Genomic DNA, 21,955 nt, shown 5'->3' on the forward strand with positions numbered 1-21,955 from the left:
GGGGGAAACTGAAGCCAGAATTGTCCAAGAGTAGTGCATCGAGCACCTGATATAGAGTTGAAAGTCGCCGGAGTCTAGCGATTCACCAGAGCCAACTCAACGGAATTGATGGCGGGATCACAGTCCTCGAGGAGGGCTCTGTCTCGTCGGGCGACCCACTCGAAATTGATTACAGCTATACAGTCACTGGCACGTACGAGCTCGCAAACTACGATGGCGATACTCGTGAGGATCGGACTTTCTCAATCCCAGCAGCGCGTTCGGAACGAGCCTACGAGAAGGTGGCGAAATCATCGCCGACGAGGCCTCAGTCTCGCGCTGGGAGGTAGAGTTTACCCTCGCCTATGAGGGCGCTGAGGATATTCAACTGACCGACACGCTCGATTTCGAGGGTGTCCCCGGCGAGGAGGGGTCATCCGCAACATTAACAACGAGAGTGCCGAGAGCGGGTTACAGGGCCGGCTTGGGAACTGCAACCCAGTCGACGAGACGGTCTCGCAGATCCAGAGCCAACTCTCGAGTGCGAGTGACCTGATCTGATTCTATCTCGTGTGTTTTTCTTCGCTTGAGTGAGACCAGATTTATCTAAGACAGCTAACTATCAACAGTCGTGGGTGTAATAACCAGTCATGGAAGAGAGTAATGGGCTACAGATACTCCAGACGATATATGAAGAGGACATCTATTGGGAATACGAACAGGATTACGACAAAGACCATCCAGTAGTAGAGGCTACTGAAATGGACCCTGAAACTGTACAAGAAGGGCTTGCATTTCTCTCCCAAGCAGGACTGATTGGCCGGACAAAGATTGGAATGGAAGCTGATGTGCCCCGTACTGGTCATGAAGGATTAGTTGGGGTCACCAAAGATGGCCGTCATAGAGGGGTAGGAATGGGGATCACGCCAAATGGATTCGAGGTCATGCATCAGCGAAAAATCGATTCTACCCAGCATCATACGAATTTTGCACTAGTCGTACTTACAGCTGGTCTTTTAGCAGCGAGTATGATACAAGCTGCAGTGGCGCTTTTACCACAGGAGAAGGCGACTACCTCTTACATAATAATTCTTGTAATAGCAATCGGAATTATACTCGCTCTCTATCGATTGGAGGTTGTGTGATCTATCGTCTCACTTTTCGCGCTTTTGTCGGTCTTGAAATCCTACAATTCCCTACTCATCAGTGGTGACGCTATAGCATCTATGAGGCTAAAGTGGCGTATAGATGTATACTGCGTATACAGCGTTACACTGTAACCGGGAAAGACTTACAATAAATGAACTTCATTTATTGAGACATGTCACGACCAAGAAACTCAAAAGGGGAATGGATATCGGACGAAGACATCAGAAAGCACCGGCTGCTGATTGCAGGCGGAATTGCGATCGGCATAATCGGGACGTACGCGGCCACGGTCGGTTTCTGAGCCGCTCGAGAAGCCTCTATTCTTTTAGATCAAGTGCTTCCACAGCTTCGCGAGCGTCGACGCTATGTTCGACAAGTCGATCGGCAGCGAGCCGCCAGGCCCGATCGGCGAGCTCGGGATCGGCGGCCTCGAACTGAACGCTAAACCGAGTCAGTGCAATGGCGATCAAGATATCATCGCGACGTGTGTCGTCGTGCATCGGGCCTTCCTGGCCGCGGTATCGCATTTAAAGAAGGGGTGCCGAATCGAAACAGCCCGTAGAACTTATTAATTCACGAGGATTATCATATCCATGTCGATAAGACAGCCAGAGAGCGCATTCGATGCACTCGCTTTGATGGGTCTATTTGCTGTACCGACTTTGGCCGTAAAGAGTCCGCCGAGACTGGCCGCCGCCGCGGCTCTCGCACTTTTGTGCGTGGTTCTCAAACATGTGCTGGTAACGAACCGTCGGCGATATAAATGGAATAGCGCTCTATAAACTTCGAACCGAGACTCTCGAGCATCGCCCTTCTTGTCTTCGCGACGACACCCCTTCGCCCTCATGCAGTTTCTACTGCACTAAATTGTTGTTTAGTTCAGTAGTCCGGATATTCAAACAGACAATACTTCTTACGTGGTGACGGCACAATAGAGGGTATGTACCTCACAACACGAGACCTCTATCACAGTCGAGAGTGCGAGTCGGACCTTATGCAGATGATTGGCCACAAAGCCGAGAAGCGCTCAGAGTCGGCCGACGAACTCGAGGAGAAAGGATACGATCCATGCCCTGAATGCGTTCCCGAACGAGCTGAAGGGTAGATTCAAACCCTACTCGCCTTCGAAGCCCCACCGCTCGAGTTCCTTGGCGACGATCTCGGGATCACGCATGGCGGCCACGTACGCGGCCTCGCGAACATCAGTCTTCGAGACGTCGGTCCCCAGCTGTTCCCCTACCGCGTCGACGAAGTCGCCCTCCGCCTCCTGCACGAATCGTCGAAGATAGAACTGAACCATGTCCCGATCTTGCTGGACGTTATCTCGAGTATAGACCCACGGGACTCCGCTGTCCGAAGCACCAGCGTGGGCCGGTTCGCCAACAAGATCGTCAGCGCTGTCCAAGTCTGGATTGGTCGGCTCGTCCTCGAAATCCGGCGCTGGCTCCTGGAGTTCTGGCTCCTCGACGTCGTCCGTTTCAATTTCGTCCTCGTCGCCACCAAGACCGAGAACATCGTCGCCAGCGGAACCTTTCTTCATGCGTCAGCCACCTCCTCGATCGACGCGGCGAGCTCGTCGAGCTTCTTGAGCGTCTCCATTTCATGATCACGCTTCCGGGACCGATGCTCTTCAACGTAGTAGCGTGGCGTACACTGTTGCTTCCAGCAGCCTTCGAATAGTGACTCACGGCTCCGGATTGCGACGGGCGCAGGATAGCCACGCTCGCGGATCTCACCAAGATATTCCTCCTGGTCGGACGTACGACCCACACCGTTCGGGATCGCTGCCAAGACACCAATCTCGGCGTTGAGTGTGTCCTCGAGGCCGGCGACGAGTTCTTCCAGGCCAATCACACTCTGCATGCCCTTCCCTGTGGGCTCAACCGGAATCACCAGGCTTCGCGTGGCGTTCACGGCGTTGTATAGATGCGGGCCTGCTGTGGCCGGCGGATCGACGATGATCGTATCGTACTCCGCTGCGACCTCGTTCTCGACGAGGACCTCGCGAAGACGGTCATGTGGTTCAAACTCTTCGTCGAGATTGTCGGCCATCTCCGCTGACTTCGTGAGGAGATCACCCAGCGTCTCGAGCATATTGTGGTTCGGGACGAGGTCGAACCCATATCTGGTCTCGAGGACCAGCTCGTCGAATGGTCCACTAGCGCGATCAACCAAGTGCCGGACGAGGTTATCGGCGCCACCGTCGTCTCGAGGAGCGTCTACGCCGAGAAGGTGAGTGATCGATCCGTACTGCGGGTCGAGATCGATGACGACGACGTCGCGGCCGTCCCGGGCGTGTTCATCCGCGAGCGACGCAGCGATCGTCGACTTCCCAACACCGCCAGCCTCACTGTAGGCTGTATATGCGAGCATACCTATCTGGTTGTTCTGGGAGATTATAATAGTCAGTCAGACAAAATGGTTAGCCTAATCAACAAACCTAATCGATTGGCTTAGTTGAATATGTTGATGTATTACTGCGGTTAGGTCTATAAATCTAATCGAATAGGGTAATCGGACGGCCTTTTTGATTAGGGCATGCGTTTAGGCTAATCTGAAGGAATAACCGACTGGCCTATCCCTTTCAAGCAGGGCAAATTCTTGGAAATCATAGCAGAATAAGTTTCAATAATAGAACTAGCATGGCCAAGGCGGTCAGTGGGCCGAATTTGACATCTTCTAATGGAGCTAACCCAGCGCCTATGAGAACGCTATAGAAAAACCCTGATATGAGATAACTAACGCCAATAGAGGAAACTATGGATAAGACCCACGGTGGCAAATCGAACACTACGATCCCAAACAGTGCCGCCAGAATAGCCGCAATAAACACCTGTACACGCGAATCCAATTCCACGCCCTTCCTTCGGGATGTTGTCTTATAAATACAGGCAAGATAATCACCAGAACGCGATGGATCCGATGGAGCCGCTGTTTATGTCGATCCTGTTAGCCCAAGAGGAGCGGATCGCTGAGCTCGAGGAACGGGTTGCGGATATCGAAGGGGAATAGGTCAGCACCACTATTTTCGTGATCCTGTCCGCGCCCTTCACAGAAATCTGTATGCAGACTTACTGTTGTTACTCTCTCCAGCTATCAGTGGCAACGACTCTGACGTGCTGAACACAGGGCAATATTCGATACAACGTAACGTCCTTTCATAAAGAGAGAACTCGTGAAGTACCGATAAGTTAATACTGGCCACAATTCTCATCCCAGTTGAATATGACTATATATCGAGAGGGTCGAGAAGTGGTGCTAACTACACTTAGTCCAGTACCTTTTCTTGTGATTCTCGTTCCTATCCTTTCGATTTCTGCCGATGTGAGCTTCCTTCTCTTTCTCTTTCCATTTTCACTCACTATGGTTTTCTTCTATCTGCTTGTAGCTCGGAGCGTAGATTCTATTCGGGCGAAGTTATTAAATCCAGAAGAGTTAGTTGCAAATGTAGATGATGATTGTGAGAACGGTGCTTACTTCGAACGTTTTGTGAGTGTTTCTCGAGAGGTCTGTTTGGGAGGTGAAAGTGAAGTCAAACCAATTTCCGAGTATACCAATCGTTGCCACTTTCCGGACTTAGTGTATTCATTTTGGGGATTTGTCACATCAGTCCTTGTATTCCTTGTCAGTAACATTGTGTTGTTGTGGTTAGTTTATAACGGAAATCTTGAATCTCTGGCTAATGCGCTAGTACCTGAAGGCGCTATTCATAACGTGCCACTTGGTTTTATGGACCTTCAGTTGGCATTTCTTCCGATATTCAGTAGTCTGAGCTTTGTGAATCAAGTGTTCATTGTATGTGTTGTATTTCCAACGGGTTTTGCTTTTCTGACTACCGCAAAGTGCCTTACAGAAGTCTCTAAGGATTATCACCGACGTATACTTCGGAACCTTGTGGCTGAGAACCAGTCATCAAAAACGAACTCGTCAATGCTTTTCTGTTAGCAGGTATTTATTTCACTATTGTTCTTATATAGCCCCCATCTCCCCCGGTTCAAATGCAGTTATTTAAGCGTTGATGTGATGGGGTCCGACTCTATTAGTAAGTTCTCTAAGTTTCTAGACTAATTCAAGATGAAAATTGTGCTATTATCTGCTGTTCAATTACTCGCACCCTCGAACGCTGCTCGGAGGTTGTTCGCGATCGGCCCGTCTGGAACGCGATAGAGCGGGCTGTTCCCGATCGAGCCAGCCTCCTCGAGCAAGCCAGCGGCTTCTAAATCATCCCGGTAGCGGTACCATGCGTCCTTCGAGACGCCGTCGTGCTCGTAGATCCGGGCCGGGTTGAACTCGTCACCCGATTCCTCGAGGACCGCAACCACGATTCGAAGCTTCCCTTCTGGTGCGAGCAAGTCCACGACCGCGTCGGCGTCGATCTCTGAGTCTGCCATACCTACCCATTCACGGCCATTACAATAACAGTTGTGTTTTTGCTATTGTATCGTCGCACTATTGCGACATTATTAAGTACCCATAGTGTGTACTACTGAATGTAGGAGGAAGCGTGGAAACGTGGAATCCTACGGAGATTAGAACGATGTCAGACTACGAATGGACCTGCCCCGGTTGTCAACGAACCTTCCACAGGATGTTTGACAACATGCGGGACTGGTCTGGAACGTTCCAAATTCCCGACGACACCGGCACAAAGACGGTCAACACGCTTTGTGACGATTGTCACCGGGAATTCATCCGAGAATAGCTCTCGAAACACCTTATTTTTTGGTGTGTTCGGGAGTGTCGAGCCCCGAGATATCGTCGGGGTCGCAGATCTCGTAGTCGAGGACCTCAACGACATCGTCGTTGCGCTGGTGGACGCGGTCGTGAAGGACCTCGTCACCGTCGAGTTGGATGCGTTCGACGTCGAACACCTGCCCGTCGTCATCGGTTTCGACCGGGCCGAACGTCCGCCACGCCGTCTGTTTCGTCGTGCCGTCCGCGAAGTGTTTTTGCGTTATCGTCCACTGGTCGCCCCACCGCTCGCTGGCGAGTTCCTTCAGCTGCTCGAGTTCGTCAGCCGTCATCGGGATCGTCATCCTCCTTGCCGGGTTGACCGCGGTCTCTCACCGCCCGGCCAGCCGGCGTGTCCGGCCAGTCATCTCGCGCGAACTCGCCTGGATGCTCGTCATTCACATGTTCTGCGAGCTCGGCTGTGCCGCCGGCGGTGAACTCGCAGTCATCTGGGGACGGGCACGGGTAGGTTTTGATGTCGTCAGTCATCTTCAGTAACCTTGAATACGCCCAGAGGGCCTTCAATCACTCCGATAGTCAATCGATAGTCTGTGTTGGTGCTTCCCATGTCAGGCCGAGACCGCGGATTGAAAGCTCCGTTATACCGTATTCACTGGGCGTTAGTTGAGAGAATTCCTCATCGTCTGTTATTATCGTTGGTGACGAACTACGGTGTTCGTATGCGAGATTAAATACCGGTGCATCTTTCGGCTGGATATCTGCCAATCGCCCGATTAATTTGTTATGAGTCCGTGACCGAACTTCACCTCGATCAATACAGTCGATTTGATCCTGTGTGCAAGCTATTATCGACGGACACTGGTATATTAACCCGCTAAATCGTTCGAGGGCCCTGTCACGTTTCCGCTGGGGAGTTGTATGATCGTTTTCAATATTCTCGATAACCTCTGCACAGATGTACGCGTCTACAACAGAAGACTCTCTACCATCCAGAAAGGCATCAATACACTCATCAGGCCGACCACCCCCTACGGTGATAGCATGTATCCACGCATTGCTGTCCAGAATTAACATACACCAAAAACTCAATCGTCAGAAGCTGAGTGTGAATGTCTATGTCGAACCGTGACATCAACATCAGGCTGAACCAGATCGGTATTCCAATCAGTATTACTACGGGCCGCTTTGATATCGTCCCAAGCAGCCTCAGCGGTATCAAACTCCTCTATACCGCGCTCGAATAGCCGTCCGTATCGATCATCCATAGTGAACACCTACCCAATGGTGACATTTTGCCACCATTGACTGTCTTACCAGAAACACATTCACTAGAACTAATAAATCTATGCATAACGTAATTCCGGAATGTAGTATTACAATACCACCGTAACATAGGCTTCTATCCGCCGATAATCGCCTCTTTCGCCTTCTGAATCCTCTTGTACTCCTCGACGTCGGGATCGTCGCCGTCAGGATGGACGTCCGCCGACTTCCGGCGAGCGACCGCCTTGACCGTTTCCGCGGAAGCGTCCGGTGCGACCTCGAGGATCTCGTGGGGCTCGCGATCGAAGCCGTTCGACGAGACCGGCGGCGCCGCGATCTCCTCGCCATCGGCGGGCGGCAGTTGGGCGATCTCGTCGATATCCTTCGCCGTCTCGACACCGCACCGTTCGGCGAGTCGGATCCGACGCACCCACAGTGAATCCCACGGGCGTTCTCCCGGTGGCTCTCCCAGCGGTCACAGGCGATCGCCGACTGCTCGCTTGAGTGCGCCTCGAGGTCGCGATAGTAGGCGACCACGCCGACATCGTCGGGAGTGTCAGACTTGTGTGGGATGTTCGGATCGTTCGCGTAGTGTTGTGCTGCCGTCTCGATCTCGACGTCGGTCTTGCCCCAGCGCTCGAGTTCCTCGACGATGGTTGAGCGAGATGTTTCCGGGGTAGGCCTCGCGGTCGTCGGGATCGGTTCTATCGTAGTCTGCAGGCCAGTCGATGTGGTGTGTCTGTGTGCTCATGCAAAGTCACCCAAGCTAGTCGCTTTCGGCTTCCGCTCAGTGTCGATTCGATTCGTTCGGTCCATCGAGATCCCGTAGCCGGCGTTCGCGTAGCCGTGGAGTTCGTCGACCACTGTCTCGTAGGAGCTCACCGACTCCGTCACGTCGGACCGTTCCTGGCATCGCCACGTGTAGTCGTGCGCCCAGAACTCCAGGTCACCGTCCTCGAGCGTGACGAACATCGGGTTTGGGTTGCTCTCGATTCGGATCGCCTTCTCGTCGGGCGCGTCGTAGAGGCGCTCGAGCGCGTTCTCAACTCGCCAGTGAGGATCGGCCTTCTCGGGCTCGGGGATCTCGTCGGACGCGGTTGTGCTCACGCCGACGCACCTCCGGGAATTGGCTTAGTGTTACTTAGTGAATTTGGGGTCAAACCGGCCCCGAGAGACGCTGTGTACGTGCCGTCAGTGGCAGTTTGGTGACCCCCTGTCACCTTTATGGTCGGTGCTTGGAGATGGTCGATCATGGAACCGACCATAATATTAATCGCGCTGAGTGCACTGGGAACCCTGGCAACCATCACCATAGCCGCTGTCACAGTGTACGACTTCGTGACAGACGACGGCTCGGAAGATGGCTTTGACCGCCTCGGGTTGTAGAAGATCATGCCGCACCTCCATCGAACTGTCCGAGCGCGGTCTGGTCTGGATCCTCGTGCTCTGCCTCCGAGACCGGATCCGGTTCCGGGTCGCTCCCGTCGTGGACGACCTTGAGGTAGGCGTCACAGTCCCAGTCCGAGCAGGGGCTGAACGAGGGTGACATCGACTCAATCGGGCCGTGGTAGCCGGCGGTCCACTCGTGGCCACATGCCGGGCAATCGAGATCCGCGCGCTCGTGCATGTTGACCTCGAGGACGTGATCGATACGCTGTTCGCGACGCCGGCGTGTGAGCAACCGGGCGTCCATGGCGATCGTGCTCTCGAGCGACTCAGTCATCGCGACCAACCTCCAATCGATCACTTCCCTTGCCGGCCGAGCGGTTTTTTCTGCGAAACGGCCCCGCGACTTGGTATACATCGTAGGAGTCGCTGATGCCGATAATAGCGTTGATTCCGGGCTTCTTCGCCATCTCGACGGCTTTATCCTTCGCTGTCTCCTCGTCCGGTGCTATTGGGTGGTAGTGGTCTCAACGATCCTCTCCAAGCACATCGTTAGGACTGTAGACACGGATGCCAACTTCCCACTCAGGGTGTTGTTCAGTACCACCCTCAGACATCTACACCACCCCAGTTATTTTTAATGGAAGTCGACGAATATTACACTATGACCAGATCCGAACTTTTGGAATCAATGGCGGCAGATGCAGAGATAGTTGCCATTTTCGTTGGAGCATTCGTTTTATTATGTGTGCTCGCAGTGGGAGTCTGGATCGTGTTTCGGTTGTTGAAGAAATTGGATGGGATTGTTGACTTCAATAATATATCACCGGAGAAATCAGACCGGCGCCGACAGAGATAATTCTCGACGGATAGCTCAGTATTGTCGCTGTAGTTGCTGGATTTAGACATCCCACAACACCTCGGGACACTCGCCGACGTATCGGTCCATGCACTGCCGCGGAGCTTCTCGAGTTCCTGGTCCGTCCAACAGTCCGCGCAGATCTCGAGTGATTCCCACTGGCCCTTGGTCCACACCAGCGGTCGGCCCTGTGCGTCCTTTTCGTCAACGTCGGGCAGTTCCGCGCCACATTGCTTGCAGTGTTCTGGGTCATCGATCTCGAGGCGAGAATTATCGCGACAGGGATTTCTCACGTCCGTCTTGCCGTCGGTCGCGATCTCCGGGTCGTCCTCCAGCCGCCGGTCGAGATCGTCGACGCCATCCTCGACGCCCGGCTCGTCGTTCGCCGCGTAGCGCGTGTGGGCGTGGTGGGTTGTAGTCTCGAGAGACTCGCCAACGGTCGGTGAGTCCGTTCCAGTTGGCTCATCGGCAAAGTCGTCGAGGGTTGCGCTCCCTGCTTTAGACATCAGGATCGTCGCCCCGAGGATCCTCTACATACTTGTAGAGACCGCGGTAGGGTTTTTCAACCCACCCAGCACCGAGAAGCCCCTCAAGCTCCCGGTTGACGTACTGTTTTCTAAGGTCTGTTTCTTCTGTGAACCGCTTTACCGTCGCATAACCCCACGGATCACCGGATCTACGCCCCTCAGTAAGAACTGAAAGTAGCGCTTCCTGTCGATCCGACGGCTCGAAATTTTCGTTTACCATGTCGGAACGGTGTAGTTGTTGTGCCATCCAACTTATGATACATTCTCTAGGACAATAGTTGTTATGATATATGTGTAATTAGATGTTACAACGTAACACCTAATAGGATGGCCCTATGACTATGTAGTATGCGAGGGAGTTCGGCTCAGAACGAAATGGCCGACGGGTGGTCCAACACCCTCGACCTCGCTGGAGATTCCAGCATATGAGCGTACAAACGCCAACCGACGAAAGCGTATCGGAAGAGCAGGACGAACAGAGGCAGGTTACTGCCGAGATATCCGGCAGCTTCTACAAGTGGCTCGGTCGCGACGCCGCCGGTCGCTTCCACCACTACGACAAATCCGAGGATACGGTCTACATCAGCGAGTCAGAGCAAGAACGGTTCCTGCCTGACGGCGCTGGTGTCTTCTGGTTCCGCGTCAGCGACATCGTCCGCGTCGAACACATGGACGACTACGACGGCCTCGACGTCGACGACTGGGAGGTCTTCGTCGCCGATGATCTCGGCTGGGACGCGACGCCGACGAACCTCACGGCGACGATTTTCGGCGCTGTCGAGGGCGATCTCGAACGCGACGGAGGTCACCGATGATATCCGTCGAGTCGATCATGGACACGCCCGACGGTCGCGATGAGGTCGGCACGCCGGACGATATGCTGGCCCACTGCGAGCGCCACGACGTGATCTACCGCGTCGGCGGCAACTGTCTCGAGTGCGAGCGCGAGCACACGGGACGGAAAGCAGACGCCCAAGAACGTGAAGCCGAACGCGAACTCGAGACGCGCCGCGAGGCGAAGGCAGTCGCCGGCCCCGAACACGCAGTCCGGACTGACGGCGGCGAGGAGGTGAGCGAATAATGTCCGACGAGATGATGCGTTGGACGCCCGGCGTGAACTATGAGCCAGATAGCAGGACAGACGTCGAGGACTTCGTGGTCGACTACGGCTACGACGCGATCGACGCTGGCGTCCATCCAAAACAGGTTGCGGCTACGATTCGAGCGGTCGCGGACGAACTCGAAGAACACGCACACGAACGCGAGCAGACCCGTGACGAATCGACGCGGTCCGAACCCGCGGACTTCGGCGGCGAGTCAACTGGGGTACAGGAGCTATAATGGCGGTCGCTCAGTCAAGCGGCCTCGAGGTCATCGACGAGCGGGACTCGGAAGCGCTCACCACGCCCATGACCGTGATGGACGATGCGGGCATGGTCCGGCACACTGACGGGATGTACGAGGTGACGACTGACTCGGGGAGCGAGTACATCGTCGATCTCGATGCGCCTACTGGTGCCCGGTGCCTCTGTCCAGATCACAAGTACAGAGGCGTCGAATGCAAGCACGCGCGGCGTGTGAAGTTCGCCATCGGCGAGCGGGCGATTCCATCGTGGGTCGATCACGACGACGTCGACGACCAGCTGGGCGCGCATGTTGCCTCCGGAAACCCGGTGTGGTCTGAATGAGCGAGTATTCGGTCTGGAAGGTCAGCGACGACGGGTTCACGACCTTTACGGAGGATCCACTATTCGCAGAGTGGTGCGAGATCCGCGGCTGGATGGTCTCGATCGTCTCCTATGAGGTCGATCAAGATGAGTGAAGAACTGACTGGCGAGGACTGCAACGAGTTCGGGATGGCATTGCTCCGAACCAGCGCCGACGACGTGACAAACCCCTACAATGCGCCGGTCGTGACCTGTCCGAACTGTCCGCGAGAGATTCAGGTGGAACGATGAGCTCACGATCCCCGTTCGCGATCGAGTGGACGCCGCCGAACGCCCGCCGCCGGAAGTTCGTCTTCGAGCCACGCCCAACCGGCGGGTATGATCGCGAAGAGTTCGAAGAACGGGACGATGAATGGCGGTTCGTTGGGTCGGAGATCGTCTCGAACGTGAGCCTCGAGACGCCCGGCGGGATCGTGCTGGATACGTCGTAGCTGCTTTTCGCGTTTAGCCGCTGTTCTCGTTGAACTCCTCGAGTCCCTGGCGATCGGGCTGTTCGTCGTTAACCAACATTTCCGAAGCCCCGTTTAGAAATGTTGGTTAAGACGCGTCGCTGTTCTCGAGCATGCCTTCACTCGATCGGTGATCAGTGCTGCCCAGCGTCCAGTTATCGCGCGAGGGGTGTCACAAGTTCCGATCGAGCCAGTCCAAGAATCGCTGGAACTCTTTCATGCCCGCCTGTTCGCCGATCTTCTTGAGCGTCCCTGTCGACACTTCATCGTGTCGAGGTACTGGGACTGTCCGCGCATCCGAATCATGGTCGTCGGGTGGCTCCCAGCGGAGGATAAAGTGATCGCCCTTGATCCGGTCGAGATAAAATGGGCCGTGATTTACGAGGACTTTCATCACGTCGTCGCCAGAATATGTCCGCCTCGACATCTCGAAATCGGGCCTACTGAAATTCCTCTGGCAGTGATTCCCCAGAGACGTTCTTTTCGGGATCGACACCGAGGTCTCGGAGTTCCGCGTCTGTTGGCTCTCGGCCCTCGCCGTTGTAGCCAGCGACCGCTTCGTCGAGGTTTTCGAGCGCTTCCGTTCGCGTCTTGCCCTGGCTGGTGACGCCGGTCGCTTCGTCCGTTGCGACCCACCACTCGCCTTCCTCGGTGAGCGTGATCGTCGTCTCGGGCTCGGGGGCACCGTTCGAGCCAATATCAGTGCTCATAGGCTGTGATATGCTCGGTGGATGGTTAAGCGTTCGGTCGCTTGCTCTCGAGCACCGTTCAGTCCCTCGAGCGGAGTCGGATCGTCGACGGTGTTGCCTGGTCTCTCCCAGCAGGGACATCTCGTGTTGTACGCCCTCCTGATGTTACACGAAGAGGGTGATGCACCGATTCGGACGCGTGACGTGCAGGATCGATACGAAATTATCTGTGGTCGAACTGCAGTTGACTCGCTAGTTCCCCGACGAATGCGTGACCATCTCGGCGAACTCTCGATGTTGGGGATTGCGAGTCGTACAGAGCGGAACAGAGGTGAACTGGGTGGTCGGTACTACGAACGCCCTCGACACGAAACCCGATCTCCTACTCGAAGCTCTCGACGAGACAGTGGACATGGTGGGGTAACCGACGCCGTTCAGCAGCGTCTCGATCTGGACCTCTGATACCCGAAAGACACTGGACACGATGGGGTGTATTCTCCCCACCTGCTGGTGATTTGGACACTGGACGCGGTGGGGTGGCCTGCTACTCTCGAGCTATCCGAGACACTGGACATAGTGGGGTGCAGTTCGATTCGCAGATTATGAGAAGACACTGGACACGGTGGGGTGTGGACACGGATTAGGACTCGAGATCCAGATAGTTGGTAAGCATCACGTTCAACGCTGGATCTCGACCGCTATTCTCGTCGACCGTCTTCTCGCTGTGACAGTCCGCACAGAGCGTCCGGAGGTTCGACTCCTCGAGCGGGTGACTGCCGTCCGCGATCCGTTCGATGTGATCAACTTCCATCATTCGGTGATCGAGGTTGCCTGTTCCAATCGCGTTGCTTGAGTTCGAACGCGTGAATCGAGAGGACGTCATGGAGAAACGACGGAAACGTGGGATGAATGTCTACCTGTTTGAGTTTACTCGTCTGGATTGACCGGGCCTTTGTATTTGGAGGTCACTTCCTCGCCTTCCCGCCACTGCCAGTAGTAGTAGCGATTATCGTTGATTTCTTTGATTGTGATCGTCGCTTTAGCAGGGACATCGTCCGGGAGGTCGTCTGGTCGCTCCTCCACTTTTTCTTGGCCAGCCGACTCCTCGAGACGGCCCTCACGTTCCTTGTGCTCGGCTAGCGCTTCGGCGTACGTTGCAACGTCTCGGAGCTGCTCCGCGCTCGTCTCGTTGAGCGTGTTGACGATCTCCGTTGGGAGGTTCGCCGGTGGGGTCGGGGGTTCGTAGGACATCGGCTACTCTCGTGTTAACCAACACGGCCCACGAATCTATAGTTTTGTTGGTTAATACGATGGAGGCGGTTCTCGCGATTGCTGGATGTAACACTACTCGAAACTTATTTATATTCAAGTTTCGTACTATGTTACACCGTGCTTCGGCGCATCGAACTCGAGGTCCTCGCCACGGTCGACCGCGGCGACACGATCTCCGAACTCGCGACGAAGCTCGACCACAGCGAGAGTTACCTCTCTCGTGCCGTCGCCGACCTCGGCGAGAAGGGGCTCGTCTACACGGAACGCGACGGGCGGCGAAAACGCGTCGTCCCGTCGGATGCTCGCGCCGTCGAACGCTACCAGGACCTCGTCCGCCAGCACTCCCACATCGACTTCCCCGAACTGCTGACGGGCAAGGCACTCGAGGTGCTGTATTACCTTGACCAGCCGCGAACCGTCTCTGAAATCGCCGACCTGAGCGATAACTACCGCAACACGGTCAACCGCGTCCTCAAGCGGTTTCGCGACCGTGGGCTCGTCGGGACGGCCGACGGCCGCTACGAGTTCAACGCCGACTTCGACCGCCTCCACGAGTTCGCCCGTGAACTCGCACACCATCTGCATCGTCAACGCCTCGAAGCCGTCGCCCCGAAGGGCACGATTCTCTGGGAGGACTACGACGAATTCCTCGCCCAGACCGAGACGGAAATCGATGCAGAGGGGTTCCACGAAACCGGTCTTGCTCGATTCGCGGCCTTCGACCTCCAGTTCCTGCTCACCGGCAACCGCTACTACGTCTACTCCGAAGACCTCGACGCAGTCTCGCCGGCGGAGCTCTGCTGTCACACGCTGCTGATCGATGACGGCAGCCGCCACCGCTCGTACTGTCTCCTCCTGCTCAGCCACGTCGACGTCGACGAGGCAGACCTCCGAGAGCAGGCGGCGAAGTATGGCCTCGAAGACGAAATCGACGCCTTGCTGCGCTACCTCGAGACGCACGGCGAGGTCGACGACGACCGGCTCCCGGAGTGGGACGAGTTCCAAAAGCTGGCGGCTGACTACGAGGTGCCACTACCACAATGAGACCAACATTCGGACGTGAGTATATCGGGAACGAATTTCAGCGAATCGGAGACGGGCTATCTGAACCGCTCACGGTCTACCTGATCGGTGGTGGCGCGATGTCGTTACGCGACCTCAAGGGGGCGACGAAAGATATCGACCTGGTCGTCCCGGATGGCGACGCGCACGGCCAGCTGTGGGCCGTCCTGATGGATCTCGGGTATGCGGAGGTCCAGTCGCTGGATCCAGATTACCGGGCGTTGGGCGCGACGAGCTGCGTCGAGAACGACGATGGGTGTCGCCTCGACATCTTCAACCAGCAGGTCGCGAACAAACTTGTGCTCACCGACGGGGTGCAAGAGCGCAGCGAGCCGTTCCTCGACACGGATCGACTGACGGTCCGGCTGGTCAGCAACGAAGATATCTTCCTGTTCAAGGCGATCGCAGGCCGCGACGACGACATCGAGGACATGGATATGCTCGTGCAGGCCGGCCTCGATTACGATGTCGTCCGGGATGAACTCGAAGCCCAGATCGACCGCCTGGGGGACGATCAGTTCGCCACGTTCGCGAACGAGGCCCTGGTCGAACTCGAGGAGCGGTACGGGGTGACCACGCCGATCGAAGCCCGCGTCCAGGAGCTCACGAATAGGTACTACCGGGGGCTCGAAGTCCTCCAGGCACTCGACGAGCCGATAACCGTCGACGAACTGGCCGCCGAACTGGAGCTGGATGCCGACGAGGTTCACGACCGGATCGCGTATCTCTCAACGTTCGACCGGGTCCGTCGGGATGGCGACACAGTCCGTCCCGTGGAGTAGGTTCCTCACAATATCGTCACTTAAATCGGCACCTGATGGCGGCTGTCGTCACAGATGATTCACGGGTTGCGTCAAGCAGGTTTTATCCAGCAAGCCCGAACGGCCGGTATCATGCGGGAATTCGTCTTCACAGTCGAATACGAGAAGGGGGCTGACGGGGTGATGGATCTCTTCATCGACAACCCGGATCTGTATGCCCGGTCGATGGAGATCAGTGCGACCAACGAGGCGGTGTGGGGTATTGAGAAGATCGTCGGCCCCGCTGCTGTCCTCGACCAGTTCGACGACGCACTGGAACGCGTCGCAGATTCTCCGGGCATAACCGGAATGTGTGGGGCACCCGTGACCGAATACGAATACACGATCCTCTCGTCGAATGCGGAATCACGGAAGATTCACTGGCTTCGGCGGGAAGGTGATGGTTCACGGTCGATTCCCTTGGTCGCGGCGAAGCACATCGGCGAGGGGTTGATAATGCGCACGGAGCGACGTGGTGACCAATACCGGTGGCGGATGCTTATCGACGGGACAGTATCAGCGATTCACGAGGAGGTCCGAGCGAATCTGCGAGAGGGGTTGTCACTTACTGTTGAACGACTTGGCACGCCGCCGTGCTTGCTCGAAGACGGTCGCGTCCAGCAAACGCTCACGCCCGAACAGAAGGCAGCACTCGAGGCTGCAATCGAACGTGGGTACTACGAAGAGCCACGGCAGCAATCGGTCGCGGAAATCGCTGAAGACGTCGGTGTGTCACGGTCGACGTTCCAGTACCGTCTCAACCGAGCGGAGGCGTGGCTGGCACAACAGTTCGCCGCCGATTCACTCGACGTCGACCTCGACGTGGATCTCGATCCCGAGGACATCGAGTTCATCCAGTAGAAAGCACGTCGAACTCCTCGACGGTTGGAATATGTCGAAGTAAATCCCACCCCGACGGCTCTCGTAGGCCCGGGTATGGCAACGACTGGTGCGAGTGTTCAGCTGATTCGAAACGCGACTGTCCTCCTGGACGTCGGTGACACGACGTTCCTCGTGGATCCGATGTTCACACCGCAGGGCGAGAATCCGACGGTGACAGACAACCCGGCAGTTCCGGAGTTCCTCACCACGGCGAATCAGGACCGGAATCCGCTTGTTCCGCTGCCTGACGTTGACCTCACCTACGACGCTGTGGTCGTTACGCACCGCCACCCCGACCACTGGGACGAGGCGGCCAGAGAGGAACTCGATGCCGACGTGCCGCTGTTCTGTCAGCCCCAGGGGGCCGACGCCTTCACTGACGAGGGCTTCACTGATGTTCGCCCCGTCGACGACGAAACCACCTTCGAGGGGGTCACTATCCACCGGACGCCGGGCCAGCACGGGCACGGCGAGCTCGCCGAGGGAATGGGTCCGGTTTCGGGCTTCGTTTTCGAGGGCGACGAGACAGTGTATGTCGCCGGGGACACGATCTGGTACGAGCCGGTCGAAGAGACACTTGACCAGTACGAACCCGATCTGGTGGTTCTCAACGGCGGCGAAGCGCAGTTCGATCAGGACGAGCCCATCACGATGGGGGTCGACGACATCAACGCTGTCCGCGAGGCCACTGACGCCGAAATAGTGGTCGTCCATATGGAGGCAATCAACCATTGCTTGCTGTCGCGAGAGGAACTGCGGGCAGAGACAGAAGATGTACACGTCCCCGAGGACGGCGAGCGGTTCAGTCTATAACGCGGGAACGCCCGCCTACAACTGTCCCGTGTTGTAACCACTGGTTCGGGGTGGTTACTTCGCTAGCTCAGCTGGGAGTCGGCCATCCGGTCGGGGAACACGGCCTCGTTTGATCTCGTGATCGACGCGACGCAGGTGTTTGCAGCCGCCTTCGGGTGAGCGCTGCTGCCAGTCGAGACAGGTACACGATTCGTCGATGACGTCGACTTCGTACCTGTTGCCGGACGCGGACTGCACCTCGTAGCGGCCACCTTTCGAGAGGAACGAGACGTCCATCGCTTCGGCGACGGAACGCTTCGTGCGGGGCTCGAGATCGTCCTTCGACTGTGCGTTCTCGTCAACCACCAGTCGGTCGCGAACGTCGCCCGTTCGGCCACCATCCGGAGCGACGGATTCCGCAGGGCCACTGAGCCGCTCGTGGAGCAGTTCCTCCACCGGATGGCCTTCCGGCCACAGGTAGTGGACTTCGCGGCGCTCGCGATGGTCGTAGGAGCCGCACGCCGCTGCGCTCCCGGTCCACACTCGCCAGGCACCCAGCGCGGCCATCACGTCGACGATGTTGCGGGGAACCGTCTGGTGGTCGTCTGGGAAGAACACCCGGAAGCGGGTACACGCCTCCTGCGGCGGGACGGTCTCCCACCAGTCTTCGCTGGAGCCCCAGCTATCAAACATTGCCTCATCGCTCCCGTAGCCGACGGTCACGCCGTCGACCGGCGTCCAGTCCTCCGGGAGGTGATCCCCCTCTCCTTCAAGCACCCGGAGAACGGCGTATCGGAGGTATTCGTGGGCTTGGTTGTCTGTCGTACGAGCGACCTGGTCGTGCTGCTCGGCAACGTGCTCGGCTTCCTCAAGGACCGTCGTGAGATAGGGTTCCGTCATCATTCGACGGAGGTCTGAATGCGCCTCCGCCCCTCGGCGGGCGCTGAAAAACTTAACCAACAGAACGGAAGGAACCCATCACTCTGTTGGTTAACTGAGTGAGGACGGAGATTGGTCCTCGAGAACGTCGATGAGCTCCTCTGCCGTTCGACTAATCCGTCCGAGGCGCTCGCGAACGGCCTCGGGATCTTCCGACTCCCACGCAGCGAGGTAGAACGCCGACCCACTAGTGTCGAGCCCGCAGTACCGCCCGACGACATATGCGACGGCTTCGGCCTCGACTTCGCGTTTCGCCCGCTCGGTGTCGTCGTCGACGTCGAAGTGGAGCAGAGCGTGGGCGTATTCGTGAATTAGCGTCCGCGCGAGGTCGGCCTCGTTCTCCCGATCACACACCTCGACGAGCGGCTGAACGTCGACGAGGCTCAGCTGCTCGCAGATACCCTTCGCCTCGCCGTGGGTCCATTCCTCGGCTGGAACGATCCGCACCGTCACGCCGAGGTCGTCAGCGGCGGCAGTCAACTGCTCAACGAGGTCACCGGCGTCCCCGGTTGCTTCTGTGTCCAGGTCGGGAAGCGGCTCGCCCTCGGTCTGGGAGATGTCGAACACCGGCGCGGGCTTGAACCCGACCAGGCCCTCGGACCACTCCTCGGGCGATGTCTCATCGTAGTCACAGTCACTATCCTCGTGATAGCTCGGCGAATTCTCTCACTCCGGGCACTGCTTGGTGATGATCGGCGCCCAGATCCAGATGGCCGACTCACCCTCCTTGACGTGGCGGTCGAACTTCTCCTGCCACGTCCGGTAGCCCGCCACCCGGCTCGCCTCGGGACACTGCCGCTTGATGAGGAGCGTGTTCCGGTAGGAGTAGTCGTAGAAACGACTCTGGACGTCCAGCCACTCCTGGAACTCCGCGCTGGCTTGCGCGTCGTCGACGCCGGCGACGAGCTCGTCGATCCACTGTTCGATGGTACTGTTCATCTCGTCTGATCGCGTGTCGGTCTGGTCGAAGGAGACCGACGATTCTCTGGTCGTAGACATCGTGTTCACCGAATCGAATTTACAGCGACTGCGTCTGTTCAGACCGCGCCGCACCCCTCAGGGGCGTCCAAAAAACCGCTCTGTCGGTCAGCGGAGCTCGTGACGTTCGTCCGCAAAGCCGACCGTAACGAGGTACTCGAGGAACTCGTCGAACCGCTCGACGTCGCTAGGAGTGTCGGTCGCAAGGTGATGCGCCCACTCAATGGCCCACTGGAAGGCGGGATCCGTGCCGCCCTTGCCGTGTAGATACCACCAGCGAGCCGCTTTGAGAACCACTATGGGATTCGTCGGCGGCTGCTCACCGGCGAGCCCATGGGTGATAGACTCGATTTCGTCAGGGACATCGGCGGGATTGATCTCCTCTGATTGCGTGTTTGCGATATCGACTGGGATGTCGTCGATCGAGACGTTGTCGGGACTCTGTTGTTGACTCACAGGCAGTTACCTCTGAGGACTCTTGATGGAGCCCTCGCCCTCTCTGGGGCGTGAAAAACCAGCACGCGGATTTCTATACTAGTAATTGGTTTTCAAAGCTGTATTGGATATGGTACATGTAATCTGACGCCCTGAGGAATCCCGTCCCTTGCGCCTGCCTGTCTGGGGTGGCACACTCTTTCTCGGCAAGTGTTATGGGACCAGACTAAGACAGAGAATTTATGGCTGAATTATTGGTTTTCACGTTTCTCGCCTCTATCGTTGCCGTCTATTCTATACTTCCTCGACACCGCCAACTCCGTGTTCGATACAATCTATGGACGAAGCCCAGATTCGCGTATATCTTGATCGCCTTCCTGGTGATTATCGGATCGTATTGGCTCTCAATCTATTTGGAGAGTCTTGAGGCGGCCAGCGTACCGGTTAGCTATGGGGTTGGTTCTGTGGAGGTCACCCCGCTGCTGGTTGAATCTCTCCAATTAGTTGCCGTGCTAGGGATTGTCGGATTGTTCTTGGGGGTCTTTCTGAAGTCATCTATCAGGGTGAAGAACGAAGAGAAAATAGTGTCTATTCTTCGTGATCTGAATAATCAGGGCGATTATAGCACACTAGTCAATCTCATTCAGAACCATTATCGGCCTCTTGTTCACCACCCGGAGGAACCACAGAGGCAGCCCAGTTTAGCAGAGGTTTACGCGCGAGAACTGAGAGAGGAGGTGGAAGATGAGCCTGATTCACTGAGAGAGAGGGTAATCCGGTGGTACCGGGCTCAATACTATGTTCAGCTGGTTAATTATTGGTTGATAGATACTGCTCCGGAGGCGTCGTCCTACACTGAAACCCTGTTTCTTGATCCAGAATTCAGTGCGCAGTATCCGGTGATCGACCCCGATCTTGGAGTAAAATTGATTCGTGATGATTCTCTGGAGGGCTTTCAAAGACGGAACGCTGTTCATCGATATCTTCGCACGTTGGTAAAGACCGAGAACAGTCTCCTGTATCGGGATCTGCAGAATAACACCAGCACAGACGGAATGTATCGATACAAAATCGAGGAAGATAATCGGCTCATTCACGCCTTGTTTTCGGATATGGATCGAGTTGAGGACTTAGATATATACAAGCCGGTCGGTGATGCCGTCCGGGATATAATTGTAGATCAGCGCAGGCAAGAATTCGACGAGTACAATGATCAAAGTCTAACTGATACGAGAATCTCAGACGACCATATTTTTCGAGATCCGGTGTTCATCGGCATCCAGTTTTTCGACGTGCTGGTGAAAGAGGCGTTCCATCAGAAGGTTTCGTGGCATGTGTGGCTCTCTTACTATGAGACGTTCACCCAAGAGATCTGCCGGAACTACGAAATAACGGAGTACAGTGACCCAGATGCTTCAGTGCCAAACGACTACTCTCGGCTCCTGAACGAGATGGTCGGGAATATGTGTGACTGGATGCGGATGATGCAGGCAGAGGTGGTCTCACGAACCAGCGATACCGAAGCTTGTGATGTGCCACTACACGCACCTGAAGAGGCAGCGACGTCCGCCGCCCGGACCTCCACAGATAAAGACAAGAGTTCAGTTTCTAGTGAAACCGCCAGTATCGAGGACGAAACGGGTGATACGGACGTATTTGAAAAGTTCCTCACAATTCGGAGCTCATACACTGGGCGTGATTCTGCCAGCATCCCCAAGATGACCGGAATCATCTTGGTATCGTGCAACGTGGAGATACTGACCACCAGCGAAATCCCGGATCGGTTCAAACGAGACATTACGGAGAGAATCCTCCTGACCGGGGTCGAACTCCGAAACCATGGGGAGGGGTCGTTGCCGTGGGAATACAGTGAGCTGTTGCTCGCAAATATTGAAGAGCGGCTCACGGGTAGACGAGCGAACCCACAGTATGCGGAGCAGTTACAAGATGTCTATGCGGACATCCGAGACGAGGTATTCCTCGAAGAGGATGTCGGCGTGGATTTCGTCGACAGGTTAGACGAGCTGATTGGACATCCCTAACCACATTGGAGGCCACTCTCCGATCGCATCTAT

The 21,955-nt window shown here is 56.2% G+C and carries 33 protein-coding genes and 1 pseudogene; 15 read left to right on the plus strand and 19 right to left on the minus strand.

Features of this window, described 5'->3' with window-relative positions; translation table 11 throughout:
• Positions 1–629 precede the first annotated feature (629 nt).
• Positions 630–1,124 (plus strand): hypothetical protein, encoded by a 495-nt coding sequence (locus tag BM348_RS19305; RefSeq protein ID WP_092907574.1) that lies wholly within the window; start codon positions 630–632, stop codon positions 1,122–1,124.
• 321 nt (positions 1,125–1,445) lie between these two features.
• Here BM348_RS19305 and BM348_RS19310 read toward each other — a convergent pair whose 3' ends face one another.
• From BM348_RS19310 to BM348_RS19345, 9 genes are all read right to left on the minus strand, one after another.
• Positions 1,446–1,628, minus strand: coding sequence for a hypothetical protein (locus BM348_RS19310; RefSeq protein ID WP_092907665.1), 183 nt, complete (start codon positions 1,626–1,628; stop codon positions 1,446–1,448).
• Between the two features lie 614 nt (positions 1,629–2,242).
• Entirely contained in the window at positions 2,243–2,668 is a 426-nt protein-coding gene (locus tag BM348_RS19315) for a hypothetical protein (protein ID WP_092907576.1), read from the minus strand.
• A complete protein-coding gene (locus BM348_RS19320; RefSeq protein WP_092907578.1) occupies positions 2,665–3,501 on the minus strand; it encodes a ParA family protein in 837 nt (278 codons plus the stop codon). Before BM348_RS19320 ends, BM348_RS19315 begins: the two co-directional genes overlap by 4 nt.
• Positions 3,502–5,228: 1,727 nt before the next feature.
• On the minus strand, positions 5,229–5,519 hold the full coding sequence (locus BM348_RS19325) for a hypothetical protein (protein ID WP_092907580.1): 291 nt from the start codon (positions 5,517–5,519) through the stop codon (positions 5,229–5,231).
• A 324-nt stretch (positions 5,520–5,843) separates the two neighbouring features.
• Positions 5,844–6,152, minus strand: coding sequence for a hypothetical protein (locus tag BM348_RS19330; protein ID WP_092907582.1), 309 nt, complete (start codon positions 6,150–6,152; stop codon positions 5,844–5,846).
• Positions 6,142–6,348, minus strand: a complete 207-nt coding sequence (locus BM348_RS19335) for a hypothetical protein (RefSeq protein ID WP_092907667.1) — start codon at positions 6,346–6,348, stop codon at positions 6,142–6,144. Before BM348_RS19335 ends, BM348_RS19330 begins: the two co-directional genes overlap by 11 nt.
• Positions 6,349–7,219: 871 nt before the next feature.
• Positions 7,220–7,513: a J domain-containing protein gene (locus BM348_RS19340; RefSeq protein ID WP_245779552.1), complete on the minus strand. Its 294-nt coding sequence runs from the start codon at positions 7,511–7,513 to the stop codon at positions 7,220–7,222.
• A gap of 126 nt (positions 7,514–7,639) precedes the next feature.
• Positions 7,640–7,834 carry a hypothetical protein gene (locus BM348_RS20895; protein ID WP_139231254.1) on the minus strand — a complete coding sequence of 65 codons (195 nt, stop codon included), beginning with the start codon at positions 7,832–7,834 and terminating at the stop codon, positions 7,640–7,642.
• On the minus strand, positions 7,831–8,190 hold the full coding sequence (locus BM348_RS19345) for a hypothetical protein (RefSeq protein WP_217642049.1): 360 nt from the start codon (positions 8,188–8,190) through the stop codon (positions 7,831–7,833). The genes BM348_RS20895 and BM348_RS19345 overlap by 4 nt, the downstream gene beginning before the upstream one ends.
• A 144-nt stretch (positions 8,191–8,334) precedes the next feature.
• Here BM348_RS19345 and BM348_RS22265 point away from each other — a divergent pair, with 144 nt between their 5' ends.
• Positions 8,335–8,469, plus strand: coding sequence for a hypothetical protein (locus tag BM348_RS22265; protein ID WP_281244723.1), 135 nt, complete (start codon positions 8,335–8,337; stop codon positions 8,467–8,469).
• A 4-nt stretch (positions 8,470–8,473) separates the two neighbouring features.
• Here the strand turns inward: BM348_RS22265 and BM348_RS19350 are convergent, their stop codons facing one another.
• The 3 genes from BM348_RS19350 to BM348_RS19360 form a co-directional block, all read right to left on the minus strand.
• The gene (locus BM348_RS19350) at positions 8,474–8,806 is read right to left on the minus strand and encodes a hypothetical protein (protein WP_092907584.1); all 333 of its coding nucleotides are present in this window, start codon (positions 8,804–8,806) and stop codon (positions 8,474–8,476) included.
• A gap of 320 nt (positions 8,807–9,126) precedes the next feature.
• A complete protein-coding gene (locus BM348_RS19355; protein ID WP_092907587.1) occupies positions 9,127–9,834 on the minus strand; it encodes a hypothetical protein in 708 nt (235 codons plus the stop codon).
• Complete coding sequence (locus tag BM348_RS19360; RefSeq protein WP_245779553.1) at positions 9,827–10,102, minus strand: MarR family transcriptional regulator; 276 nt, start codon at positions 10,100–10,102, stop codon at positions 9,827–9,829. Before BM348_RS19360 ends, BM348_RS19355 begins: the two co-directional genes overlap by 8 nt.
• A 178-nt stretch (positions 10,103–10,280) precedes the next feature.
• On the opposite strand from BM348_RS19360, the gene BM348_RS19365 reads away from it, so the two are divergent.
• Genes BM348_RS19365 through BM348_RS19385 form a run of 7 tightly spaced genes read left to right on the plus strand, consistent with a single transcriptional unit; the run spans position 10,281 to position 12,013 of the window.
• On the plus strand, positions 10,281–10,670 hold the full coding sequence (locus BM348_RS19365; RefSeq protein WP_092907591.1) for a hypothetical protein: 390 nt from the start codon (positions 10,281–10,283) through the stop codon (positions 10,668–10,670).
• The gene (locus BM348_RS19370) at positions 10,667–10,936 is read left to right on the plus strand and encodes a hypothetical protein (RefSeq protein ID WP_092907593.1); all 270 of its coding nucleotides are present in this window, start codon (positions 10,667–10,669) and stop codon (positions 10,934–10,936) included. The genes BM348_RS19365 and BM348_RS19370 overlap by 4 nt, the downstream gene beginning before the upstream one ends.
• On the plus strand, positions 10,936–11,196 hold the full coding sequence (locus tag BM348_RS19375) for a hypothetical protein (RefSeq protein ID WP_092907595.1): 261 nt from the start codon (positions 10,936–10,938) through the stop codon (positions 11,194–11,196). The genes BM348_RS19370 and BM348_RS19375 overlap by 1 nt, the downstream gene beginning before the upstream one ends.
• Positions 11,196–11,543: a hypothetical protein gene (locus BM348_RS19380; RefSeq protein ID WP_092907597.1), complete on the plus strand. Its 348-nt coding sequence runs from the start codon at positions 11,196–11,198 to the stop codon at positions 11,541–11,543. Before BM348_RS19375 ends, BM348_RS19380 begins: the two co-directional genes overlap by 1 nt.
• Positions 11,540–11,677, plus strand: coding sequence for a hypothetical protein (locus tag BM348_RS21575; RefSeq protein ID WP_175507268.1), 138 nt, complete (start codon positions 11,540–11,542; stop codon positions 11,675–11,677). The genes BM348_RS19380 and BM348_RS21575 overlap by 4 nt, the downstream gene beginning before the upstream one ends.
• Positions 11,670–11,813 (plus strand): hypothetical protein, encoded by a 144-nt coding sequence (locus BM348_RS21580; protein WP_175507269.1) that lies wholly within the window; start codon positions 11,670–11,672, stop codon positions 11,811–11,813. The genes BM348_RS21575 and BM348_RS21580 overlap by 8 nt, the downstream gene beginning before the upstream one ends.
• On the plus strand, positions 11,810–12,013 hold the full coding sequence (locus tag BM348_RS19385; protein WP_092907599.1) for a hypothetical protein: 204 nt from the start codon (positions 11,810–11,812) through the stop codon (positions 12,011–12,013). The genes BM348_RS21580 and BM348_RS19385 overlap by 4 nt, the downstream gene beginning before the upstream one ends.
• 190 nt (positions 12,014–12,203) lie before the next feature.
• Here BM348_RS19385 and BM348_RS19390 read toward each other — a convergent pair whose 3' ends face one another.
• Together BM348_RS19390 and BM348_RS19395 are read right to left on the minus strand one after the other, a co-directional pair.
• The gene (locus BM348_RS19390) at positions 12,204–12,425 is read right to left on the minus strand and encodes a type II toxin-antitoxin system HicA family toxin (protein ID WP_245779554.1); all 222 of its coding nucleotides are present in this window, start codon (positions 12,423–12,425) and stop codon (positions 12,204–12,206) included.
• Between the two features lie 46 nt (positions 12,426–12,471).
• Positions 12,472–12,741, minus strand: a complete 270-nt coding sequence (locus BM348_RS19395; RefSeq protein WP_092907603.1) for a type II toxin-antitoxin system HicB family antitoxin — start codon at positions 12,739–12,741, stop codon at positions 12,472–12,474.
• 141 nt (positions 12,742–12,882) lie between these two features.
• Between BM348_RS19395 and BM348_RS19400 the strand changes: the two genes are divergently transcribed.
• A complete protein-coding gene (locus BM348_RS19400; RefSeq protein ID WP_245779559.1) occupies positions 12,883–13,182 on the plus strand; it encodes a hypothetical protein in 300 nt (99 codons plus the stop codon).
• A gap of 178 nt (positions 13,183–13,360) precedes the next feature.
• Here BM348_RS19400 and BM348_RS19405 read toward each other — a convergent pair whose 3' ends face one another.
• Both BM348_RS19405 and BM348_RS19410 read right to left on the minus strand, forming a co-directional pair.
• A complete protein-coding gene (locus BM348_RS19405; protein WP_245779555.1) occupies positions 13,361–13,603 on the minus strand; it encodes an HNH endonuclease signature motif containing protein in 243 nt (80 codons plus the stop codon).
• Positions 13,604–13,647: 44 nt separating this feature from the next.
• On the minus strand, positions 13,648–13,971 hold the full coding sequence (locus BM348_RS19410; protein WP_092907607.1) for a hypothetical protein: 324 nt from the start codon (positions 13,969–13,971) through the stop codon (positions 13,648–13,650).
• Positions 13,972–14,109: 138 nt separating this feature from the next.
• Here BM348_RS19410 and BM348_RS19415 point away from each other — a divergent pair, with 138 nt between their 5' ends.
• The 4 genes from BM348_RS19415 to BM348_RS19430 all read left to right on the plus strand — a co-directional run bounded on the left by BM348_RS19415 (position 14,110) and on the right by BM348_RS19430 (position 17,549).
• Positions 14,110–15,036 (plus strand): helix-turn-helix transcriptional regulator, encoded by a 927-nt coding sequence (locus BM348_RS19415; protein ID WP_092907609.1) that lies wholly within the window; start codon positions 14,110–14,112, stop codon positions 15,034–15,036.
• A complete protein-coding gene (locus BM348_RS19420) occupies positions 15,033–15,836 on the plus strand; it encodes a DUF6036 family nucleotidyltransferase (protein ID WP_092907611.1) in 804 nt (267 codons plus the stop codon). Before BM348_RS19415 ends, BM348_RS19420 begins: the two co-directional genes overlap by 4 nt.
• A gap of 111 nt (positions 15,837–15,947) precedes the next feature.
• The gene (locus BM348_RS19425; RefSeq protein ID WP_092907613.1) at positions 15,948–16,715 is read left to right on the plus strand and encodes a helix-turn-helix domain-containing protein; all 768 of its coding nucleotides are present in this window, start codon (positions 15,948–15,950) and stop codon (positions 16,713–16,715) included.
• Positions 16,716–16,790: 75 nt separating this feature from the next.
• Positions 16,791–17,549, plus strand: coding sequence for an MBL fold metallo-hydrolase (locus tag BM348_RS19430; protein ID WP_092907615.1), 759 nt, complete (start codon positions 16,791–16,793; stop codon positions 17,547–17,549).
• Between the two features lie 54 nt (positions 17,550–17,603).
• On the opposite strand, the gene BM348_RS19435 is transcribed toward BM348_RS19430, so the two are convergent.
• The 3 genes and pseudogenes from BM348_RS19435 to BM348_RS19445 form a co-directional block, all read right to left on the minus strand.
• Complete coding sequence (locus BM348_RS19435) at positions 17,604–18,428, minus strand: hypothetical protein (RefSeq protein ID WP_092907673.1); 825 nt, start codon at positions 18,426–18,428, stop codon at positions 17,604–17,606.
• Between the two features lie 90 nt (positions 18,429–18,518).
• A pseudogene (locus BM348_RS19440) lies at positions 18,519–19,466 on the minus strand (ArdC-like ssDNA-binding domain-containing protein).
• A gap of 87 nt (positions 19,467–19,553) precedes the next feature.
• Positions 19,554–19,901, minus strand: a complete 348-nt coding sequence (locus BM348_RS19445; RefSeq protein WP_092907617.1) for a hypothetical protein — start codon at positions 19,899–19,901, stop codon at positions 19,554–19,556.
• A 221-nt stretch (positions 19,902–20,122) separates the two neighbouring features.
• Here BM348_RS19445 and BM348_RS19450 point away from each other — a divergent pair, with 221 nt between their 5' ends.
• Complete coding sequence (locus tag BM348_RS19450) at positions 20,123–21,922, plus strand: hypothetical protein (RefSeq protein ID WP_092907619.1); 1,800 nt, start codon at positions 20,123–20,125, stop codon at positions 21,920–21,922.
• Positions 21,923–21,955 lie beyond the last annotated feature (33 nt).

The organism is Halostagnicola kamekurae (assembly GCF_900116205.1).
GTDB lineage: Archaea > Halobacteriota > Halobacteria > Halobacteriales > Natrialbaceae > Halostagnicola > Halostagnicola kamekurae.

Bases quoted from the DNA above. Each gene is read 5' to 3' on its own strand.
- BM348_RS19305 (WP_092907574.1), top strand. From the start codon at position 630: ATGGAAGAGAGTAATGGGCTACAGATACTCCAGACGATATATGAAGAG.
- BM348_RS19310 (WP_092907665.1), bottom strand. From the start codon at position 1,628: ATGCACGACGACACACGTCGCGATGATATCTTGATCGCCATTGCACTG.
- BM348_RS19315 (WP_092907576.1), bottom strand. From the start codon at position 2,668: ATGAAGAAAGGTTCCGCTGGCGACGATGTTCTCGGTCTTGGTGGCGAC.
- BM348_RS19320 (WP_092907578.1), bottom strand. From the start codon at position 3,501: ATGCTCGCATATACAGCCTACAGTGAGGCTGGCGGTGTTGGGAAGTCG.
- BM348_RS19325 (WP_092907580.1), bottom strand. From the start codon at position 5,519: ATGGCAGACTCAGAGATCGACGCCGACGCGGTCGTGGACTTGCTCGCA.
- BM348_RS19330 (WP_092907582.1), bottom strand. From the start codon at position 6,152: ATGACGGCTGACGAACTCGAGCAGCTGAAGGAACTCGCCAGCGAGCGG.
- BM348_RS19335 (WP_092907667.1), bottom strand. From the start codon at position 6,348: ATGACTGACGACATCAAAACCTACCCGTGCCCGTCCCCAGATGACTGC.
- BM348_RS20895 (WP_139231254.1), bottom strand. From the start codon at position 7,834: ATGAGCACACAGACACACCACATCGACTGGCCTGCAGACTACGATAGA.
- BM348_RS22265 (WP_281244723.1), top strand. From the start codon at position 8,335: ATGGAACCGACCATAATATTAATCGCGCTGAGTGCACTGGGAACCCTG.
- BM348_RS19350 (WP_092907584.1), bottom strand. From the start codon at position 8,806: ATGACTGAGTCGCTCGAGAGCACGATCGCCATGGACGCCCGGTTGCTC.
- BM348_RS19355 (WP_092907587.1), bottom strand. From the start codon at position 9,834: ATGTCTAAAGCAGGGAGCGCAACCCTCGACGACTTTGCCGATGAGCCA.
- BM348_RS19360 (WP_245779553.1), bottom strand. From the start codon at position 10,102: ATGGCACAACAACTACACCGTTCCGACATGGTAAACGAAAATTTCGAG.
- BM348_RS19365 (WP_092907591.1), top strand. From the start codon at position 10,281: ATGAGCGTACAAACGCCAACCGACGAAAGCGTATCGGAAGAGCAGGAC.
- BM348_RS19370 (WP_092907593.1), top strand. From the start codon at position 10,667: ATGATATCCGTCGAGTCGATCATGGACACGCCCGACGGTCGCGATGAG.
- BM348_RS19375 (WP_092907595.1), top strand. From the start codon at position 10,936: ATGTCCGACGAGATGATGCGTTGGACGCCCGGCGTGAACTATGAGCCA.
- BM348_RS19380 (WP_092907597.1), top strand. From the start codon at position 11,196: ATGGCGGTCGCTCAGTCAAGCGGCCTCGAGGTCATCGACGAGCGGGAC.
- BM348_RS21575 (WP_175507268.1), top strand. From the start codon at position 11,540: ATGAGCGAGTATTCGGTCTGGAAGGTCAGCGACGACGGGTTCACGACC.
- BM348_RS21580 (WP_175507269.1), top strand. From the start codon at position 11,670: ATGAGTGAAGAACTGACTGGCGAGGACTGCAACGAGTTCGGGATGGCA.
- BM348_RS19385 (WP_092907599.1), top strand. From the start codon at position 11,810: ATGAGCTCACGATCCCCGTTCGCGATCGAGTGGACGCCGCCGAACGCC.
- BM348_RS19390 (WP_245779554.1), bottom strand. From the start codon at position 12,425: ATGAAAGTCCTCGTAAATCACGGCCCATTTTATCTCGACCGGATCAAG.
- BM348_RS19395 (WP_092907603.1), bottom strand. From the start codon at position 12,741: ATGAGCACTGATATTGGCTCGAACGGTGCCCCCGAGCCCGAGACGACG.
- BM348_RS19400 (WP_245779559.1), top strand. From the start codon at position 12,883: ATGTTACACGAAGAGGGTGATGCACCGATTCGGACGCGTGACGTGCAG.
- BM348_RS19405 (WP_245779555.1), bottom strand. From the start codon at position 13,603: ATGACGTCCTCTCGATTCACGCGTTCGAACTCAAGCAACGCGATTGGA.
- BM348_RS19410 (WP_092907607.1), bottom strand. From the start codon at position 13,971: ATGTCCTACGAACCCCCGACCCCACCGGCGAACCTCCCAACGGAGATC.
- BM348_RS19420 (WP_092907611.1), top strand. From the start codon at position 15,033: ATGAGACCAACATTCGGACGTGAGTATATCGGGAACGAATTTCAGCGA.
- BM348_RS19425 (WP_092907613.1), top strand. From the start codon at position 15,948: ATGCGGGAATTCGTCTTCACAGTCGAATACGAGAAGGGGGCTGACGGG.
- BM348_RS19430 (WP_092907615.1), top strand. From the start codon at position 16,791: ATGGCAACGACTGGTGCGAGTGTTCAGCTGATTCGAAACGCGACTGTC.
- BM348_RS19435 (WP_092907673.1), bottom strand. From the start codon at position 18,428: ATGACGGAACCCTATCTCACGACGGTCCTTGAGGAAGCCGAGCACGTT.
- BM348_RS19450 (WP_092907619.1), top strand. From the start codon at position 20,123: ATGGCTGAATTATTGGTTTTCACGTTTCTCGCCTCTATCGTTGCCGTC.